The sequence below is a fragment of the Neopusillimonas aromaticivorans genome (assembly GCF_030344915.1).
GTDB classification, from domain to species: domain Bacteria; phylum Pseudomonadota; class Gammaproteobacteria; order Burkholderiales; family Burkholderiaceae_B; genus Neopusillimonas; species Neopusillimonas aromaticivorans.
This window is the reverse complement of record NZ_CP128233.1, coordinates 1740817-1758829: the sequence shown is the minus strand read 5'-3', so window position 1 is coordinate 1758829 and position 18013 is coordinate 1740817. Positions and strand designations below refer to the sequence as shown.

Genomic DNA, 18013 nt, shown 5'->3' with positions numbered 1-18013 from the left:
GTGTGAATCAGGCAATGGATATCATCGCGCGCACCATGAACCGCGCTGTGCAGGGCAAACCCTGCCGGGTTGGCGTCGTACTCGGAAGGGTCAAGCTTGTTGCCGTCGAGGTCCACTTTCAACAAGTTGGCCGGAGTCACCTCGCTGTAATTCAAACCAAACGGATTCACCAGATAATGGTGTGCCGGCCCAGGCAGGCGGGCTGAAATATGGTTGAAAATAGTTTCGGTCCAGCCAAAAAAATCAACCAGGCGATAGCAATACGCCAGCTGTTCGCGCAAGGCCCATTCGGCATCACTGCAGTTGGCGGGGCGGATGACAACATCAGACATAACAAGGCTCCAGAGTGGGCCGGCGTTGCGCTTTCGCCGGGGAACACGGCATGGCGGCGTCAGCCGTCATGCCAGCGCAAATCGGACAGGCCGGGCAGCACTGGCACGGCCTGGAAAGAAACTGCCAGAACGTTAGCGGGACGCAGCGACGGCCTGCCCGCGAAACCGTGCCAGCGCCAGGACATCTTGCGTGACCGGCATGGCCATATCCATACGTTGTGCCAGTTCAAGGACAGCGTCACCAATGGCGGCAAGCTCAAGCGGCAGACCTTTTTCATAATCTTGCAGCATGGATGTTTTAACAGGCCCCATACCGGCGGCCAACTCAATAAAGGTATGCGGATCAAAATTGACACGCGCACCATAGGCGGCCGCAACCGCCAGGCCCTCATGCAGCATCTTGACCACAATGCGTTTCAGATCCGGCAATGAATACAGCTGCTCAAGTGTTGCCCCGGTGACAACAGACAACGGGTTGGAGGTCAGATTGGCCAAAATCTTGGTCCAGAGCGTATCGCGGATGCGATCAACCCCACGCGCTTCAATTCCCGCCGCTTCGACCAGAGCGCGCAGACGCTCGAGCCGAGGGGTCATCTGACCCGAGGGCTCACCAAACACGATCAGGTGCGGGTTATTCGAGTGAACCACCCCCGGTGCCAGCGACTGCGCCGTAATGAACACCACACAACCGATGACCTGCGCGAGGGGCAAGGCCCGCGTCAGCGCGCCGTCAGGGTCTACCGCATTGACGACCTGCCCGGAAAAACGGCTGCCCTCGGCATGAAAATACCACCAGGGTACGCCATTGACCATCGGCACGACCATCGTGTGTTCACCGATCAGCGGTGCCAATGACGGCAAAATTGATGGCAGCGACTGCGCTTTGGTGCACACAAAGACGATGTCCTGCACACCAAAGTCCGTAGCACTGGCGCTGGCACTTACGGCAACCTGATGTTCACCTTCAAGATCCGTCAGACAAATGCCGTTCTGGCGCAGTGCGGCCAGCGTATCGCCGCGCGCCAGAACATTGACGGGCTGACCACCGGCTTGAAGACGCGCCGCGACGGTACAGCCGATCGCTCCGGCACCGGCCACACACACACGCAAGGGCCCGCTGGATGTCATTTCTTCCCCTCATAATTGATTCAACTTCAAAAGTTTACTCTTGAAGCATTTTGTGGAAACCTAGGGATTTCGCTTAAAATTCCAGCTTTAGGCGAACATTTTGATCGCACTTCCCGACGTTTTTTTACCAGCCTTGAAGTGAACGGCTGGGCCATGTCCGATGGGGTCATCCCGCACGACTGGCGCTTGTCCTTGCGGGGGCCAGCCAGACACTCTGGGAAGCCGGCCAGTTTCACGATGCCACCATCGGGAAACACGCCAGCCGGCAAAACAACCCGAAAATTCGCGGCGACAGCATCTGCTGGGTCGATTTCAACACTTCCCCTTCAACACCCATCCCTTCACCGGCTTTCTGGCCGAACTTCGCCAAACCCTGAACCAGCAGTACTACCTTGGCCTGCGCAGCGAAGAATTCCACCTGGCACGCTACGACAGCGGCTATGGCTACAGCCGGCACCTTGACCAGCACCGCAACAGCCCCCACCGGAAAATCTCGGCCGTGCTTTATCTGAACGATGACTGGAATGACGACGACGGCGGCGAGCTGTGCTTGTATGAAACGACTCCCGACGCAGAGGCACAGCACGTCGATACCCCCAAGCGATGCTGGAAACTCAGGCACAAACCATCCAAACAGGCACCCCGCTGGAGCGCGTCACAAAACTGTTACCCCTGCCCGGCCGGCTGGTAGTGTTCAGAAGCGACACCATCTGGCACGAAGTGCTACCGACACGACGCACACGCTGGAGCCTGACCGGCTGGTTTCGTGACGACGACGTCTTTTAAAGCGCCAGCGTTGATCGCAGACCACGCCGTCAAACCGAACAGACCGCCTCGGCACCCGAGCCCGCTACACCTGCGTTATCTTTGGCAAACGCCACCTCCATGTCTCGGGGCAGGGTCACGCCATTTTTCACGGCCAAGACTTCGGCCATGATGCTGACAGCGATTTCAGGTGGGGTCTTGCTGCCAATATAAATACCGATAGGCCCCCGCAGGCGCTTGAGCGATTCAGGTGTTTGATCAAAGTGTTCGATCATGCGTTGGTGACGGGCCTGGTTATTGCTGCGCGAACCAATGGCCCCCACGTAAAACGCCTCGGTTTCAAGCGCCTCAAGCAAGGCCAGATCGTCAAGTTTGGGGTCGTGCGTCAAGGCAATAATGCAGGAACGACGGTCGGCCTTGAACGCCAGCACCACGTCATCGGGCATCTCGGACACCACCGTCACTCCGGGTACCGACCAGCTGCCACGATATTCTTCGCGCGGATCGCACACGGTGACCGCAAAACCGTTGAACAACGCCATGGTGGCCAGATATTCAGCCAGTTGCCCGGCACCGATCAGCAGCATGCGATATTCGGGGCCGAAGGTATTGACCAGTTCGGTGTCGGTGACGACCAGAGCTTCAGGCTGCCCGGCAGGCAGCAAGGTAACCTGGCCATCCGCCAGGCTGACACGCCGGTGCATCAGCCGGCCGGACTGCAAGTCAGCAATCAAGGCCGCCAAGGCGTCGGGCTCGGGGTCGAACTCAAGCAGCAGTTCCAGAGTGCCACCACAGGGCAAACCAAACCGATGGGCCTCGTCTGCCTTGATACCGTATTTCAGAAAACGCGGCGCGCCCTGCGGCATGTCTTCGTTTTGCGGTGCGCCGGCATAGGCCTTGGTGAAACGGTAGATCAGGTCATCTTCAATGCACCCGCCCGACACCGAACCCACGACGGCACCATCTTCACACAATGCCATGGTTGAACCCACAGGCCGGGGCGACGACCCCCAGGTACGCACCACTGTCGCCAGCAAGGCCCGTTTACCCGCACGACGCCAGTCGTACAGGGCGCGTAAAACTACGAGATCAAGATTTTCCATAACCAGAATTCCGATGGACAAGGTGTTCGTTCATTATTGGACAAGCCCCTCGTTAATTATTCGACAAATCGCTCTTTAGTTTTAGGGTTGGACAGACCATTAAGATACGTATCGCCAGCGCGTTCCGTAGACACTACGACGCCAAATGCGCGTTCCTGACCTGCCCCAGCACCGCCTCGATGTGCGCGGCAACCGCCAGCACCGTAGCGTCATCGCCGCACCGGCCCGCAATATGCAACCCCACTGGCAAACCTGCGGCATTCACACCGCACGGCACTGAAATAGCGGGCATACCCGTAAGATTGAACGGATAGGTCAGGCGCGTCAATACGGTACGAACCGCAACGGCCCGATCTGCACGATGCACTACGGCATCGGCGCGGCACGCGGCTGTCAGTACCGTAGGGGTTACCATGACCTGGGCACCGGCCTGCAGTGGTGCCGTCAGCGCGCGCTTCAGGGCGGTGCGCAACCGCTGTGCCTTGAGGTAATCCACAGCCCGTATGAAGCGGCCCGCCTCAAGCCGCGCCCTGACATCGTCACCGATGCGGTCCGGGTGTTGCAAGGCAAGCGCATCGTGAACCTGCGCCGCTTCCGGCGCCATGGTGAAATACTGCAGCATCGGTGCCAGCTCCAGCTCGGGGATAATGCCCTGCTGCACCAGAACACCTGCAGACTGAAGCACCGCTAGCGTTTGCTGAAACACCGCCCGCACATCCGGTTCGAGCACAGGGTCAAAATAATTTTCCGGGCAAAACACCGTCAAGGCCCGTGCAGGAGGCGAAGTTGCAGCCCCGGCCATAGGTTCCGCACCCACCACACCAGCAGCGACAGCCGAAGCCAAAGATGCGCTAGATGTAAGAGCCTGCTGTACTGCCGCCCCCTCACCGGCCATCATGGCCGTCACAACAGCGGCATCAGCCACGGTGCGTGTCAACGGCCCGATGTGATCCAGTGACCAGGTCAACGGAACAACGCCGTCGCGCGGCACGCGGTCGTAGCTGGCCTTGAACCCGACCAACCCGCACAAGGCCGCCGGCATACGTACCGAACCGGCAGCATCGGTACCCAGGGCAAAATCGGCCATGTCCGCAGCCACCGCCACCGCTGAACCGCCACTGGACCCCCAGGTACAAATTCCGGGTTCTGCGGATGACCGACCGCACCGAAGTGCGGATTGTTCGACAAGCCGCCATAAGACAATTCATGCATGTTGGTCATGCCAATGACAATGGCACCTGCCGCCTCAAGGCGTTGCACGGCCAGCGCACTGGCCGACGCCACCTGCACCGGCACGGCTGCCGAACCCGCCTGATACGGCAGCCCCTTGACGGGAATGCAATCTTTGACTGCCATGACGGTCCCCGCCAACAGGCCAACCGGCATTCCGGCCGCAATCTGCGCTTTCAAGGCCCGGGCCTTGGCCAGTGCATCCTGGGCATCTACGTGAATGAACGCGTTCAACTCAGGACGGGCGGCGATGGCATCAAGACGACGTTGCACATGCGCAACCGGGTCAAGATCACCCGTGGCAATACGCCGGGCCAGCCGCACCAGCGGTGCCGTTTCGACAGAAAGATCGTCAGGCCCTGCGGAAACCATATCGGCGTGCGTCCGCCCCGGGAGCAAACCTTCAGGAAAGACCGTAGAAACGTCACGACCCACACCCTGGCTGTTCTGCCCGGAGCAATCAGCGCCAACAGGCAACCCGACAGGGTCATCCTGCGTTGCAACCGGAGTCGCCAGCAGGCGCTCAAGATCGTCAAGGTTGGGGGTCATGCGGCCTGCCCAGACCGGCACACGGTCAATGTCGGGCAACCCGAAAAATCTGCGGCGGCGGCAAGGTAAGTGGCGAGCAAACGCCCGCGCTCGTCCGTAGCAAACGGCACGGCAGCAGATGCCGTTGAGTGGTCTGTCATGATGTCTCGTCTCGTTCTCGTTTATGCGCATTATGGCCACATTCATGCATGGGCGGCAGTTCAAAGTGCAGGCCTAGCGAACCGGATCACTTATAAACCACAGCAATCCACCCAAAAAATGTAACAATCGCCCTGGCGCGGTACGTTAAAATTGAACTTTTGTGCAGCCCTGCTGCCCAGCCCCTTATTTCCCAGGATGTCACTATGCAATTCGATCAGTCGGGCGTTCACGCCCTTATGGAAATCACCGCACGGCCCGAGCTGGTCTTTGTTCGTGGTCAGGGTTCCTGGCTTGAAGACCATAACGGCAAACGCTACCTCGATATCCTGCAAGGCTGGGCTGTCAATTGCCTGGGCCACTGCCCGCCGTCGGTCGTCGCTGCACTGAACAAACAAGCCTCGACGCTCATCAACCCTTCACCTGCGTTTTATAACCAGCCCTCCATGGACCTGGCCAAGCGCATCACCGGGGCCTCATGTTTTGATCGCGTGTTCTTTGCCAACAGCGGTGCCGAAGCCAATGAAGGTGCCATCAAGCTGGCCCGCAAATGGGGCCAGCTCAATCGCAACGGTGCCTACAAAATCATCACGTTCAATCATGGTTTCCACGGCCGCACGCTGGCGACCATGTCGGCGTCAGGCAAACCCGGCTGGGACACCTTGTTTGCCCCCAGGTCGACGGTTTCCCCAAAGCCGAACTGAACGATATTGAATCGGTACGCGCCCTGATCGACGACAAAACCGTTGCCGTCATGCTCGAACCTGTGCAGGGTGAGGCCGGCGTCATTCCTGCCACCGTTGAATTCATGCAAGCACTGCGCGCGCTAACCCGCGAACACGGCATGCTGCTGATTGTCGACGAGGTGCAGACCGGCATGGGTCGCACCGGCAAGCTGTTTGCCTACCAGCATTCAAACATCGAGCCCGACATCATGACACTGGCCAAAGGCATTGGCAGCGGTGTGCCGCTGGCCGCGCTGTGCGCACGCGAAGCCGTGTCCTGTTTCGAGCACGGTGACCAGGGCGGCACCTACAACGGCAACCCGCTTATGGCGGCCGCCGGCATTGCCGTCTTTGACGAAGTCAGCAGCCCGGACTTCATGGCAGCGGCCAACGCCCGTGCCCAACAACTGTCGGAAGGCCTGCTGGCGTTGTCGGCCAAGTGGGGCATGGACGGCGAGCGCGGTGTCGGCTTGCTGCGCGCCCTGAAGCTGGGCAAACCCGACGGCGGGGCCATCGTCGCCGCCGCCCGTGACCGCGCCCCCGAAGGCCTGCTGCTCAATGCCCCCGCCCCGACCTGCTGCGCTTCATGCCGGCCCTGAATATCTCTGCCGAAGAAATCGACCTGCTGCTGATGTGGCTGGACGAGATCGTGGGCCAGGTCCGCGGTTAACAAGAAGGCCGCGTTACGTTAAAAAGGCAGCGCCAGAACGCTGCCTTTTTAACATCAAGGGCGAAAATGGATCAGCCCTTTTTGGCCACCTGCCGCCAATGGTGCAACAGCGGTTCGGTGTAGCCATTGGGCTGCTCAAGCCCCTTGAACACCAGGTCGCAGGCAGCCTTGAACGCCACCGAAGTTTCAAAGCGGCCGGCCATCGGTTTGTACAGCGGGTCACCCTGGTTCTGGCCGTCAACCACCGCGGCCATGCGCTTCAGGGTTTCCATGACCTGATCTTTTGTCACCACCCCGTGGCGCAGCCAGTTGGCAATGTGCTGGCTGGAAATGCGCAGGGTGGCACGGTCTTCCATCAGGCCCACATTGTGGATGTCGGGCACTTTTGAACACCCCACGCCCTGGTCAACCCAGCGCACCACGTACCCCAGAATGCCCTGGGCGTTGTTGTCGAGCTCCTGCTGCTTTTCGGCGTCGGACCAATTCGGACTGGAGGCCACGGGTACCGTCAGGATTTTGTCGAGCAAAGCTTCGGTTTTGCCTTCCATGCCACGCTGGATTTCCTGGACATCCACCTGGTGGTAATGCAGGGCATGCAAGGTTGCCGCCGTGGGTGACGGCACCCAGGCCGTATTGCCGCCGGCCTTGAGCTGGCCGATTTTCTGCACCAGCATATCGGCCATCAGGTCGGGCATGGCCCACATGCCTTTACCGATCTGGGCGCGCCCCCGCAAGCCACAGGCCAAACCAACCTGCACGTTGTTGCGCTCGTAGGCGTCGATCCAGTCGGTGCGTTTCATGTCGCCCTTGCGAATCATCGGGCCGGCTTCCATGGCGGTATGCATTTCATCGCCGGTGCGGTCAAGAAAACCGGTATTGATGAACGCCACGCGCTCGGCCGCCTGAGCAATACACGCTTTAAGATTAACGCTGGTGCGGCGCTCTTCGTCCATGATGCCCATTTTCAGGGTATTGGGGGCCATGCCCAGCAGTTGTTCGACGCGGGCAAACAACGTGCCGGTAAAGGCCACTTCGGCAGGGCCATGCATTTTGGGTTTGACGATATACACCGAACCTTTGCGGGAATTGGCCTTGCGCTGCAGGTCACGCAGTGCAATCAGCGACGTGACCACCGCATCCATGATGCCCTCGGGCACTTCGTTACCGTTTTTATCAAGGATGGCCGGGTTGGTCATCAAATGGCCCACATTGCGTATCAGCATCATTGACCGCCCGCCCAGCGTCTGGATGTTGCCCGCCAGATCGGTGTATTCGCGATCAGGATTCAAGGTACGGGCAAACGTTTTACCACCCTTCGACACGTTTTCAGACAGCGTGCCCGTCATGAGCCCGAGCCAGTTACGATAGGCCAACACCTTGTCTTCGGCGTCGACTGTGGCGACCGAGTCTTCGCAGTCCATGATGGTGGTCAGGGCCGCTTCCATGAGAATGTCTTTGACACCCGCACGGTCTTGCGCCCCGATGGGGTGAGAGGCGTCAATTTGCAGTTCGAAATGCAGCCCGTTGTGGCGGAACACCAGGGCTTCGGGTGCGGCGGGGTTGCCGCGATACCCCAGCAAAGCCGCCGGGTTCTTCAAACCCGTTATCGGGCCACCCGCCAGTTCGACCTGCAACGCACCGTGCGCAACACGGTACGCCACCGCATCGGCATGTGACCCCTGTGCCAACGGCACAGCGTCATCCAGAAACTGCCGCCCGAACTGGATGACCTTGTTGCCCCGCACCGGGTTGTAGCCCCCTGCCCGGGTTGCGCCATCGTCTTCGGAAATGGCATCGGTGCCGTACAGGGCGTCATACAAACTGCCCCAACGCGCATTGGCCGCGTTCAGGGCGTAGCGGGCATTGGTGATCGGCACAACCAACTGCGGCCCTGCCTGGTCGGAAAACTCAACATCAATGTTCTGCGTATTCACGTGCACCGTATCGGGCGCCTGTTGAAGGTAGCCGATGTTCTGCAGAAACGCCTTGTAGGCCGCCATATCGCGAATCGGGCCCGGGTTGGCCCGGTGCCAGGCATCCATTTCAGCTTGCAAGCGGTCACGTTCAGCCAGCAGGGCTTTGTTTTCAGGCGCCAGGTCATGAACAATGGCGTCAAAACCCGCCCAGAATGCCGCCGAACCGATCCCGCTGCCGGGCAGCGCTTCGTTTTCAATGAAGTCATGCAGCAAGGTATCGACCTGAAGCTGACCGGCTGTTTTTCGTTGTGTCATGACGCCCCCTGAATCTGGCATTGGCAAAATGGCCAGTAAAGTTTTTGGAATACGATCAACGTATAGTATGGCGTGTTGCCTGCACAGGCTCAATACGATGCCGGTTAAATCATCTTGAACAAATAGTTGTTTAGTGTGTTAACCGCATGACCACATTTCAAGGGGGTGTCATGGCTCGTCAACCTAAACTGATCGGGGCGGTTTCGGCCCTGCTACTGTTGGATGGCTGGACGGCAACAACGGGGCGGGATGCCATCCAGAAAGAATACGTGTTCAGAAGCTTCAATGACGCCTTCGGGTTCATGACCCAGGTGGCCTTGCAAGCCGAACACCTGAACCATCACCCCGAGTGGACCAATATCTACAACCGCGTCAACGTAACGTTGACCACCCACGATGCCAAGGGCGTGACCGATCTTGACGTCGCCCTGGCCTGTTTCATGGATCAGTTGATCTAGGAGTTCTTATGTCCCGATTTTCTGGCGCGGGCGCTGTGGCCTCGCTGGTCACGCCGCCGCTCATCCCCTTCAGTACGTTTGAAGATGCGTCTGCAGCCGTTGCTCGCCTGATTGAAATTTACGAACGCAATACGGCCTACATTCGTGAGGGTTTCAAAGACTACGCCAAAGGTGAACTGCACGACGGTCAGCGAGTACGCGCCTGCTATCCGGCCATCCGCATCAAGGTCAGCACCTACCAGCCCATCGACAGCCGCCTGTCGTATGGCTATGTGGTCGAGCCCGGCACCTACATGACCACCATTACCCAGCCGCATCTGTTCGAACGTTACCTGTGCGAACAGATTCATCTGCTGCTCAAAAACCACGGCGTCGGCGTCGAAATCGGCGAGTCCGATGTGCCCATACCGCTGCATTTTGCCTTCCCCGAAGGCTATTACGTGGAAGGGGTCTACGCCGATTCAGTGGGTGGCGAGCTGCGCGACCATTTTGACGTCCCCGACCTGGCCATCACCGATGACGCTATTGTCAATGGCACCTGGCGCGGCCACCGTGGCACCCCCGAACCCTGGCGCCGTTCACGGCACCGCGCATTGACTATTCGCTGCACCGGCTGCAGCACTACACGGCCACCCGGCCACAGCATTTTCAAAGCTACGTGCTGTTCACCAATTACCAGTTCTATATTGACGAGTTCTGCGCCTGGGCCAAAGACATGCTGGCCCGCGGCGAAGGGGCTACACAGCCCTGGTTGAGCCCGGCAATGTCATGACCCCGGCAGGGCCAAATGCCCAACCCGTCGGCACACCCCCGCCCGCATGCCCCAAATGCCGTCCTACCACCTGCTGCGCGAGGGCAATACCGGCATTACCCTGATCAATATCGGGGTAGGTCCGTCCAATGCCAAAACCATTACCGACCATGTGGCCGTACTGCGATCATCGGCCTGGATCATGCTGGGGCATTGCGCCGGTTTGCGCACGACACAGCGTTTGGGGGACTACGTGCTGGCACACGGTTACGTAAGGCAAGACCACGTGCTGGATGACGACCTGCCCACCTGGGTCCCCGTGCCGCCGCTGGCTGAAATCCAGGTTGCCCTGGAAGAGGCCGTGGCTGAAGTAGCGGGGCTTTCAGGGTGGGAACTGAAACGCATCATGCGTACCGGCACCGTGGCCACCACGGACAACCGCAACTGGGAACTGCGCGATGACAACGAACCGGTACGCGGGCTGTCGCAATCGCGTGCCATTGCCCTGGACATGGAATCGGCCACCATTGCCGCCAACGGTTTCCGCTTCCGGGTGCCTTATGGCACCTTGTTGTGCGTGTCCGACAAACCCCTGCATGGCGAACTGAAACTGCCTGGCATGGCCAGCGAGTTCTATCGTACCCAGGTGGGTCAGCACCTGAAAATCGGCATCCGGGCGCTGGAGCAACTGCGTGAAATGCCCTTCGAACGGTTGCATTCACGCAAGCTGCGCAGCTTTATTGAAACCGCGTTCAAATAAATCAGGGCTGGCACCAAATGCGGTTGTACCGATTAAAGTTGTACCGGCCAAACATGGCCGATACAACTACTGGGCACGCTACCCGCCGAACCGGTCGCGCAGCATTTTGCGCAACACCTTGCCGGCCCCGCTCTTGGGCAGGTCGGCCACAAAATAAATGTCTTTGGGGCATTTGTACGCCGCCAGATGCCGGCGCAGGCGATCGACAATGTCCTTGGCCGTAGCAGTTTCACCGGGTTTAAGCACCACCGCCGCCACCACGCGCTCAACCCACTTGGGGTCGGGCACCCCGAAAACTGCCGCCTCAAGCACCCGGGGATCGGCATATAAACACGACTCGACCTCGGTAGGGTAAACGTTTTCACCGCCCGTGATGATCATGTCGTTCTTGCGATCCACAATGTAGTAGTAGCCCTGATCATCGCAACGGGCCAGGTCGCCGGTGCGCACCCACCCGTCGGTTTGCACGGTTTTGGTCAGGTCATCATCATTCCAGTACCCGGCCATCACCCCCGGGCTTCGCACCACAAGCTCACCAATCCCGCCCACGGCCACATCATTATGGTCAGCATCCAGGATGCGGATTTCACGCCCCTGCAGCGCATGACCGCACGACACCAGCAAATGCTGCTGACCAGACTGTCCGGCCAGCACATGATCGGCGGGGAACAGGCCCGTAACCGTACCGGCCTCGGTTGACCCATAACCTTGGGCAAAGCTGCACTGCGGAAACATCAGCATGGCTCGACGCAACAACTCTGCCGGCATGCTGGACGCCGCATACATGATCAGGCGCAGGTGGCTCAGGTCAAAGCCATCAATACCGGGATGATGGATCAGCGCGCCCACCATCGTCGGCACCAGATGCACATTCGTGATTTTCTGGTCTTGAAGGGCCTGAAGCAGCACAGCGGGGTCAAACTGCGGCATCAGGAAATTGGAACAGCCTGTCGCAAAACTGGGGAACAGGTGGTACCACATGCCGCCCACATGAAACAACGGCAAGACCGCCAGGGCATGGTCATCTTCACGCAGGCCCAGCAACTCACCGGCACTGGTGCGGCAGTTGTCCAGCGCCCCTGGTGCGTGATTTTTACGCCCTTGGGGGCTCCCGTGGTGCCACTGGTATAGACGATACACAGCACATCGTATGGCCTGGCACGAACGGGGGTTCGGCATCATCGCCCCGGGCCGCCAGGGATTCATAGGGCAGCCAACCGGTGAGCACAGAAAGCGCAGGCGCTGCGGCAGATTCTGGTGCCCCCGACGTCTCTGCCGCTTCCACAGTCTGAGACAAGTCAGACGTACCGGTCCCGTCATCAAGCACCACCAGCACCTCAAGCCCCGGAAGCTGCTCGCGCAACGTTTCGACCAGGGGCACAAACGACGCCTCAGCCAGCAGAACCCGGGCGCCACTATGCGACAACAGGCGCAACAGTTCAGCAGCCGCCAGCCGCCAGTTCAGCGGCACAATGATCAGACCGGCTTTGGACAACCCGAAAACTTCGAGATACTCGGGCCGGTTGTACGACAAGATAGCGACACGGTCACCCGTTTGCACACCACGGGCACTCAGGCCATGATACAGGCGATTGATCCGCTGATTCATCTGGCCAAAGGTGACGGTTTGACCGTTAACACCGGCCAGCGCCAGTTTTTCAGGACGCTGGCGCACATGGGCATCGAGCACATCGCCGAAGGTAAGCGCCGTTTGCCAAGGCTGCATATGGTGACCCCTGTCTTGGCCGCACTGCGGCCCATTAAAACGTGCCGGCAAATGGCCTGCACTGAAAAAACAGGGGTCAGTTTAAAGCTGGCGAAACTATCCGGATAATGTCTGCTGACTATAAGTGTTAAACGCCTTTCGCATAACCAGACGGCGCTTTGCGGCGCTTCATCGACAGCATGGTGCCCCGGCAGGTGTCATGACCGCACAGGCACTGGTATTCCTGCTGGCGTTTTTTGGTCCGACGCCCCTCAAGCACCAGGCCATAATCGTAGAACAGTTCCTCACCGCGCTTGATATCGCGCAGGGCCACGATGAAAACACGCGTACCCTTGGCATTTTCCTGGGCTTCGCAATTGGGCGCACAGGCATGGTTGATCCAGCGCGCATCATTGCCATCCACGCCGCCGTCAATCACCAATCCGCCACTGGTGGAAAAAAGAAGGTATGAAACGGATCGTCGGGGTTGGTCGGGTGACGGGCATCCGCCTCTTCGGGCGAAATGCGTTCGCCCAGGTATTCGAAAATGCAGGTCCCTTCAGGGATGTCACGCGCGGCAAAGACACCGTTTCCATGCAGGGCTGATTTCCGTACCTCGTGCCAGATCACTTCAGATTTTTTAGCCATGACGCTCACCGCTTCAGCAGAGGGGCCAGATAACGACCCGTATGGCTACCCGGGTGTGCGGCAATGACTTCAGGCGGCCCTTGGGCAACGATTTGCCCACCCCCATTGCCCCCTCGGGGCCCATGTCGATCAACCAGTCAGCCGTCTTGATGACATCCAGATTGTGCTCGATCACCACGACCGTGTTGCCGGCATCGACCAGTTGCTGCAAGACCTTGAGCAGCAAGGCAATATCATGAAAATGCAGGCCTGTGGTTGGTTCATCAAGAATGTACAGTGTCTTGCCGGTACTGCGCTTGGACAGTTCAAGCGACAGCTTGACGCGCTGGGCCTCGCCGCCGGACAACGTGGTCGCGCTCTGACCCAGCCGAATATACGACAAGCCCACGTCTATAAGCGTGTGCAGCTTGCGGGCAATCGCCGGTACCGCCTCGAAATACTCCAGCGCCTGCTCCACCGTCAAGTTGAGTACTTCGCTGACATTGCGTCCGCGATAACGGATATCCAGGGTTTCACGGTTGTAGCGGTGGCCATGGCACACATCACAGGGCACATACATATCGGGCAAAAAGTGCATTTCGACCTTGACGACGCCATCGCCCTGGCACGCTTCGCAGCGCCCGCCCTTCACATTGAACGAGAAGCGACCGGGGTCATACCCCGGGTACGCGCCTCGGGCACGCCGGCGAACAGCTCGCGGATGCCGGTAAACATGCCCGTGTACGTGGCCGGATTACTGCGGGGCGTACGCCCGATCGGGCTTTGATCCACATTGATGATCTTGTCGAAGTGCTCAAGGCCTTCGATACGGTCATACGGTGCCGGTTCGGTCTGGGCCCGGTGCAAATCACGCGCCAAAGCCGTTGCCAGGGTATCGTTGATCAGGGTCGATTTACCCGAACCGGACACACCGGTAATACACACCAGTCGGCCGGCCGGCAACGCCAGATCCACTGACTTGAGGTTATTGCCGGTACACCCAAGCACCTTCAGCCAGGGTGTGTCATCGTCAACCGCACGCCGCCGTGGAATTTCGATGGCTTGCGCACCACTCAGGTAACGGCCGGTCAACGACTCCGGGTTGTTCATCAAGGCGGCCGGCTCGCCCTGGGCCACAATCTGGCCCCCGTGCTCGCCCGCGCCCGGCCCCATATCGAGCACATAATCGGCGGCCCGGATCATGTCTTCGTCATGTTCGACCACAATCACGCTGTTGCCCAGATCTCGCAAATGCTGCAGCGTTTGAATAAGACGGTCGTTATCGCGCTGATGCAGGCCAATGGAGGGCTCATCGAGCACGTACATGACCCCCGTCAAGCCAGAACCAATCTGGCTGGCCAGGCGTATACGCTGGGCCTCGCCGCCCGAAATGGTGTCAGCGCGCCGGTCAAGCGACAGGTAGTTGAGCCCGACATTGTTCAGGAACTGCAGCCGTGCCTCGATTTCACGCACGATCCGGTCAGCAATTTCTTTCTTGGCCCCGGTCAGTTCGAGCGCCTGAAACCAGGCCAGACAGTCAGCCAGCGACAAGGCCTCAACCTCGAAAATCGCCCGGCCCCGGCGTTCGTGTTCGCCCGGCTCGTGGCCAATCAGTACATTACGGGCCTCGGGGCGCAAGCGCGAGCCCAGACAGGACGGGCACGTGCGCGTATGGCGATATTTGCCCAGTTCTTCGCGCACCGCGCTGGAATCGGTTTCTCGCCAACGTCGTTCCAGATTGGGAATCACCCCTTCGAAGGGGTGTTTTTTGACGCTGCTGCGACCCTTCTCGTTGATATAGAAAAAGCTGATTTCCTCATCGGCCGAACCGTACAGCACAATCTGCTGCAAACGCTCGTCCAGTGTTTCAAAGGGCGAGTCAATATCGAACTGGTAATGGGCGGCCAGGCTGGCCAGCAGCGCATGGGTGAAGGCATTGCGCCTGTCCCAGCCCGCAATGGCCCCCGCCGCAAGGCTCAGTTCAGGAAATGCCACCACCCGCTTGGGGTCAAAGAAATCAACATGCCCCAGGCCGTCGCAGGCCGGACAGGCCCCTACCGGGTTGTTGAAGCTGAACAGGCGCGGCTCGAGTTCGGTCAGGCTGTGCTGGCATACCGGACACGCGTAGCGACTTGAAAACGCCGCCTCTTCGGCCGTATCCATATTCAGTGCAATCACCCGGCCATCGGACAGGTTCAGCGCCGTTTCAAAGCTTTCAGCCAGGCGCTGCCGGCTTTCCGGCTTGATCTTGACCCGGTCGATCACCACATCAACACTGTGTTTTTCAGTCTTTTTCAAGGGACCAAGGCGGTCGATTTCGACCATTTCCCCGTCAACACGAAGCCGCACAAACCCCTGGGCCTGCAAACTGACGCACTCGTCCTCGAAGCTGCCTTTGCGGGCCCGCGCCAACGGGGCCAGAATCGCCAGCCGCGTGTCGGGTGCCCAGGCCATGACCTTGTCCACCATCTGGCTGACGCTCTGCGCCTGCAAGGGTAGACCATGCTCCGGACAATAGGGAGTGCCCACGCGCGCGTACAATAGGCGTAGATAATCGTGAATTTCTGTAATGGTGCCCACGGTGGAACGCGGGTTATGCCCGGCTGACTTCTGCTCGATGGAAATGGCCGGCGACAACCCTTCGATCAGGTCAACGTCGGGTTTGTCCATCAGTTGCAGAAACTGGCGTGCGTAGGCCGACAGGCTTTCAACGTAGCGACGCTGGCCTTCAGCGTACAGCGTATCGAACGCCAGTGACGATTTCCCCGAACCTGACAACCCGGTTACCACAACGAGCTGGTGCCTGGGCAGGTCGACAGAAATGTTTTTAAGGTTGTGCGTTCGGGCGCCCCGGATGCGAATTGCGTCCATCTGGTCCATTCAAGCTATTGCTAAGGCTAACTTGCTACTATAACGCGCTGTGCCCGTCTTTATTAAATGAGTATTTATGGCTAACACTGGTGCTGCTGCGGCCAAACCGCCGCGGGTCAGGCTGAAACTGACCGCCACCGAACGTAAAGCCAGCATCATGCTGGCGTTGTTATTTGCCTCGCGCATGCTGGGGCTGTTCTTGTTGACCCCGGTTTTTGCGGTGGCCGCCTTGTCGATTCCCGGCGGAAACGATGCCGCCAAGGTCGGGCTGGCTCTGGGGGCCTACGGGCTGACTCAGGCCGTTCTGCAGATCCCGCTGGGCATGGCATCCGACCGGTTCGGGCGGCGTCCCGTTATTGTGGCAGGCATGGTGCTGTTTGTGGCGGGTGGCATCATGTGCGCGCTGGCGTCTGACATCAACTGGATCATTGCCGGCCGTGTGCTGCAAGGCCTGGGTGCCATTTCGGCGGCCATTACGGCCTGGGTCGCCGATGCCACCCGACCGGAAGTACGTACGCGCGCCATGGCGATGGTGGGCGGCTCCATTGGCCTTTCATTTGCGGTATCGCTGGTTCTGTCACCCGTTCTGGTGGGCGAATTCGGCCTGTCGGGCCTGTTCTGGGCCATCAGCCTGCTGGGCTTCATTTGTCTGCTGATCGCTGCTTTTGGCGTACCGGCCGCCCCTCAGGCCATGCAACCCATCGTCCAGGCCAAGGCCTCTGATGTGCTGGGTCATGCCGACCTGCTGCGTCTGAATTTCGGGGTGTTCTGCCTGCACTTCATCTTGATGGCGATGTTCGTGGTGGTGCCCGGCATTCTGGCAAGGCTGGGGGTACGATGCCTCGCGGCTCTGGGAAGTCTATCTGCCGGTCATCCTGCTGTCGTTTGTACTGATGGTGCCGGCCGTGTTCTATACCGAAACCCGACGCGCGCACAAGGTGGCGCTTGAGGTGGCCGTCGCCGCACTGGTGGTGGTACTGGCCTTCCTGCCTTGGGCCAGCCAGCAGTTTGTCTCGATGGTGATCTTGCTGATTGGCTTCTTCATCGCCTTCAACATACTGGAAGCCTTGCAACCGTCGCTGGTATCACGCGTAGCGCCCCCGAATTCAAGGGGCTGGCGCTGGGCTTTTACAATACAACCCAATCGCTGGGGGTCTTTGCCGGGGCCTCGCTGGGCGGCGTGTTGTCCGCTGCGGGCAACACCTCGCATGTATTTCTGGTGTGTGCCGTGCTGGCCTTCGTCTGGTTCCTGACCACCCGCGGTTTCCGTAACGGCAACTGACTTTTCGTGCGGGCGCGGCCCCGTTGCGGGGCCGCTTTGCAGATTCCGGTATGACAAAGATATGCACCCGGACGACTACGTATTACGCTGTTTCGTTGGCGTCGCATCAACGATAATGGCATTGTGAATTTATTGATTTGGGGAAACTAAATGGCTTCAGTTAACAAAGTGATTCTGGTGGGCAACCTGGGGCGTGACCCCGAAGTGCGGTACAGCCCCGACGGCGTGGCCATCTGCAATGTGTCCATCGCCACCACATCGCAATGGAAAGACCGCAACAGCGGCGAAAAACGCGAAGAAACCGAATGGCACCGCGTGGTGTTCTACAACCGCCTGGCTGAAATCGCCGGCGAATACCTGAAAAAAGGGCGTTCGGTTTATGTCGAGGGTCGTATCAAAACCCGCAAATACCAAGACAAAGACACCGGCGCAGACCGCTACAGCACCGAAATCGTTGCCGAACAAATGCAAATGCTGGGTGGCCGTGATGGTGGCGGCATGGACATGGGCGGCGGCGCTGACTTCGGCCAGGACGCCCCTGCACCCCGCCAGCAACGCCCCAGCCAGCCGCGTCCGGCCGCGCCACAGGCCGCACCGGCCGCCAACCTGGCCGACATGGACGACGACATCCCGTTCTGACCCATAGGTTTTTGAAGAAGTTTTGCGGCAATTCTGCCTTCTTCAACCC

General features: G+C 59.4%; 11 protein-coding genes and 7 pseudogenes. 8 read left to right on the top strand and 10 right to left on the bottom strand.

Translation table 11 applies throughout. From position 1 onward, the window contains the following. Positions 1-47: 47 nt before the first annotated feature. Together N7E01_RS18820 and N7E01_RS09680 are read right to left on the bottom strand one after the other, a co-directional pair. A pseudogene (locus N7E01_RS18820) lies at positions 48-332 on the bottom strand (class II aldolase/adducin family protein); the annotation flags it as partial. A 132-nt stretch (positions 333-464) separates the two neighbouring features. Then, the gene (locus N7E01_RS09680) at positions 465-1460 is read right to left on the bottom strand and encodes a ketopantoate reductase family protein (RefSeq protein WP_289172739.1); all 996 of its coding nucleotides are present in this window, start codon (positions 1458-1460) and stop codon (positions 465-467) included. Between the two features lie 160 nt (positions 1461-1620). Between N7E01_RS09680 and N7E01_RS18815 the strand changes: the two genes are divergently transcribed. After that, entirely contained in the window at positions 1621-2151 is a 531-nt protein-coding gene (locus tag N7E01_RS18815) for a 2OG-Fe(II) oxygenase (RefSeq protein ID WP_350494820.1), read from the top strand. Continuing rightward, positions 2064-2246: a 2OG-Fe(II) oxygenase gene (locus N7E01_RS09670; RefSeq protein WP_289172737.1), complete on the top strand. Its 183-nt coding sequence runs from the start codon at positions 2064-2066 to the stop codon at positions 2244-2246. Before N7E01_RS18815 ends, N7E01_RS09670 begins: the two co-directional genes overlap by 88 nt. 29 nt (positions 2247-2275) lie before the next feature. Here N7E01_RS09670 and N7E01_RS09665 read toward each other — a convergent pair whose 3' ends face one another. Then, positions 2276-3328 (bottom strand): XdhC family protein, encoded by a 1053-nt coding sequence (locus N7E01_RS09665; protein WP_289172736.1) that lies wholly within the window; start codon positions 3326-3328, stop codon positions 2276-2278. A gap of 133 nt (positions 3329-3461) precedes the next feature. After that, positions 3462-4930, bottom strand: a pseudogene (locus tag N7E01_RS09660) (amidase). A gap of 521 nt (positions 4931-5451) precedes the next feature. Here N7E01_RS09660 and N7E01_RS09655 point away from each other — a divergent pair. Continuing rightward, positions 5452-6640 (top strand): annotated as a pseudogene (locus N7E01_RS09655) (acetylornithine transaminase). Positions 6641-6711: 71 nt separating this feature from the next. On the opposite strand, the gene N7E01_RS09650 reads toward N7E01_RS09655, so the two are convergent. Beyond that, entirely contained in the window at positions 6712-8871 is a 2160-nt protein-coding gene (locus N7E01_RS09650) for a malate synthase G (protein ID WP_289172735.1), read from the bottom strand. 146 nt (positions 8872-9017) lie between these two features. Here N7E01_RS09650 and N7E01_RS09645 point away from each other — a divergent pair, with 146 nt between their 5' ends. Continuing rightward, positions 9018-9329, top strand: a complete 312-nt coding sequence (locus N7E01_RS09645) for a 4a-hydroxytetrahydrobiopterin dehydratase (RefSeq protein ID WP_350494819.1) — start codon at positions 9018-9020, stop codon at positions 9327-9329. A gap of 8 nt (positions 9330-9337) precedes the next feature. Next, positions 9338-10840: pseudogene (locus tag N7E01_RS09640) on the top strand (AMP nucleosidase). Positions 10841-10918: 78 nt separating this feature from the next. On the opposite strand, the gene N7E01_RS18810 reads toward N7E01_RS09640, so the two are convergent. The 5 genes and pseudogenes from N7E01_RS18810 to uvrA form a co-directional block, all read right to left on the bottom strand. Beyond that, positions 10919-11221 carry an AMP-binding enzyme gene (locus N7E01_RS18810; protein ID WP_350495030.1) on the bottom strand — a complete coding sequence of 101 codons (303 nt, stop codon included), beginning with the start codon at positions 11219-11221 and terminating at the stop codon, positions 10919-10921. A gap of 171 nt (positions 11222-11392) precedes the next feature. Continuing rightward, positions 11393-11985: pseudogene (locus N7E01_RS18805) on the bottom strand (class I adenylate-forming enzyme family protein); the annotation flags it as partial. Then, on the bottom strand, positions 11934-12566 hold the full coding sequence (locus N7E01_RS09630; protein WP_289172732.1) for an AMP-binding protein: 633 nt from the start codon (positions 12564-12566) through the stop codon (positions 11934-11936). The pseudogene N7E01_RS18805 and the gene N7E01_RS09630, both read right to left, overlap by 52 nt. Positions 12567-12693: 127 nt before the next feature. After that, positions 12694-13193 (bottom strand): annotated as a pseudogene (locus tag N7E01_RS09625) (SET domain-containing protein). A gap of 5 nt (positions 13194-13198) precedes the next feature. Next, positions 13199-16043 (bottom strand): annotated as a pseudogene (uvrA, locus tag N7E01_RS09620) (excinuclease ABC subunit UvrA). A gap of 76 nt (positions 16044-16119) precedes the next feature. Between uvrA and N7E01_RS09615 the strand changes: the two are divergent. The 3 genes from N7E01_RS09615 (at position 16120) to ssb (ending at position 17964) form a co-directional block, all read left to right on the top strand. Beyond that, positions 16120-16992 carry an MFS transporter gene (locus tag N7E01_RS09615; RefSeq protein WP_434089501.1) on the top strand — a complete coding sequence of 291 codons (873 nt, stop codon included), beginning with the start codon at positions 16120-16122 and terminating at the stop codon, positions 16990-16992. A 42-nt stretch (positions 16993-17034) separates the two neighbouring features. Beyond that, positions 17035-17325, top strand: coding sequence for an MFS transporter (locus N7E01_RS19425; RefSeq protein WP_434089500.1), 291 nt, complete (start codon positions 17035-17037; stop codon positions 17323-17325). Between the two features lie 150 nt (positions 17326-17475). Continuing rightward, on the top strand, positions 17476-17964 hold the full coding sequence (gene ssb, locus N7E01_RS09610; protein ID WP_289172731.1) for a single-stranded DNA-binding protein: 489 nt from the start codon (positions 17476-17478) through the stop codon (positions 17962-17964). The last annotated feature ends 49 nt before the right edge of the window (positions 17965-18013 follow it).

What these genes read in the sequence shown, in the direction of transcription:
- N7E01_RS09680 (WP_289172739.1), bottom strand. Translation starts at nt 1,460, where the DNA reads ATGACATCCAGCGGGCCCTTGCGTGTGTGTGTGGCCGGTGCCGGAGCG.
- N7E01_RS09615 (WP_434089501.1), top strand. Translation starts at nt 16,120, where the DNA reads ATGGCTAACACTGGTGCTGCTGCGGCCAAACCGCCGCGGGTCAGGCTG.
- N7E01_RS18815 (WP_350494820.1), top strand. Translation starts at nt 1,621, where the DNA reads ATGGGGTCATCCCGCACGACTGGCGCTTGTCCTTGCGGGGGCCAGCCA.
- N7E01_RS09650 (WP_289172735.1), bottom strand. Translation starts at nt 8,871, where the DNA reads ATGACACAACGAAAAACAGCCGGTCAGCTTCAGGTCGATACCTTGCTG.
- ssb (WP_289172731.1), top strand. Translation starts at nt 17,476, where the DNA reads ATGGCTTCAGTTAACAAAGTGATTCTGGTGGGCAACCTGGGGCGTGAC.
- N7E01_RS09645 (WP_350494819.1), top strand. Translation starts at nt 9,018, where the DNA reads ATGACCACATTTCAAGGGGGTGTCATGGCTCGTCAACCTAAACTGATC.
- N7E01_RS09665 (WP_289172736.1), bottom strand. Translation starts at nt 3,328, where the DNA reads ATGGAAAATCTTGATCTCGTAGTTTTACGCGCCCTGTACGACTGGCGT.
- N7E01_RS18810 (WP_350495030.1), bottom strand. Translation starts at nt 11,221, where the DNA reads ATGATCATCACGGGCGGTGAAAACGTTTACCCTACCGAGGTCGAGTCG.
- N7E01_RS09670 (WP_289172737.1), top strand. Translation starts at nt 2,064, where the DNA reads ATGCTGGAAACTCAGGCACAAACCATCCAAACAGGCACCCCGCTGGAG.
- N7E01_RS09630 (WP_289172732.1), bottom strand. Translation starts at nt 12,566, where the DNA reads ATGCAGCCTTGGCAAACGGCGCTTACCTTCGGCGATGTGCTCGATGCC.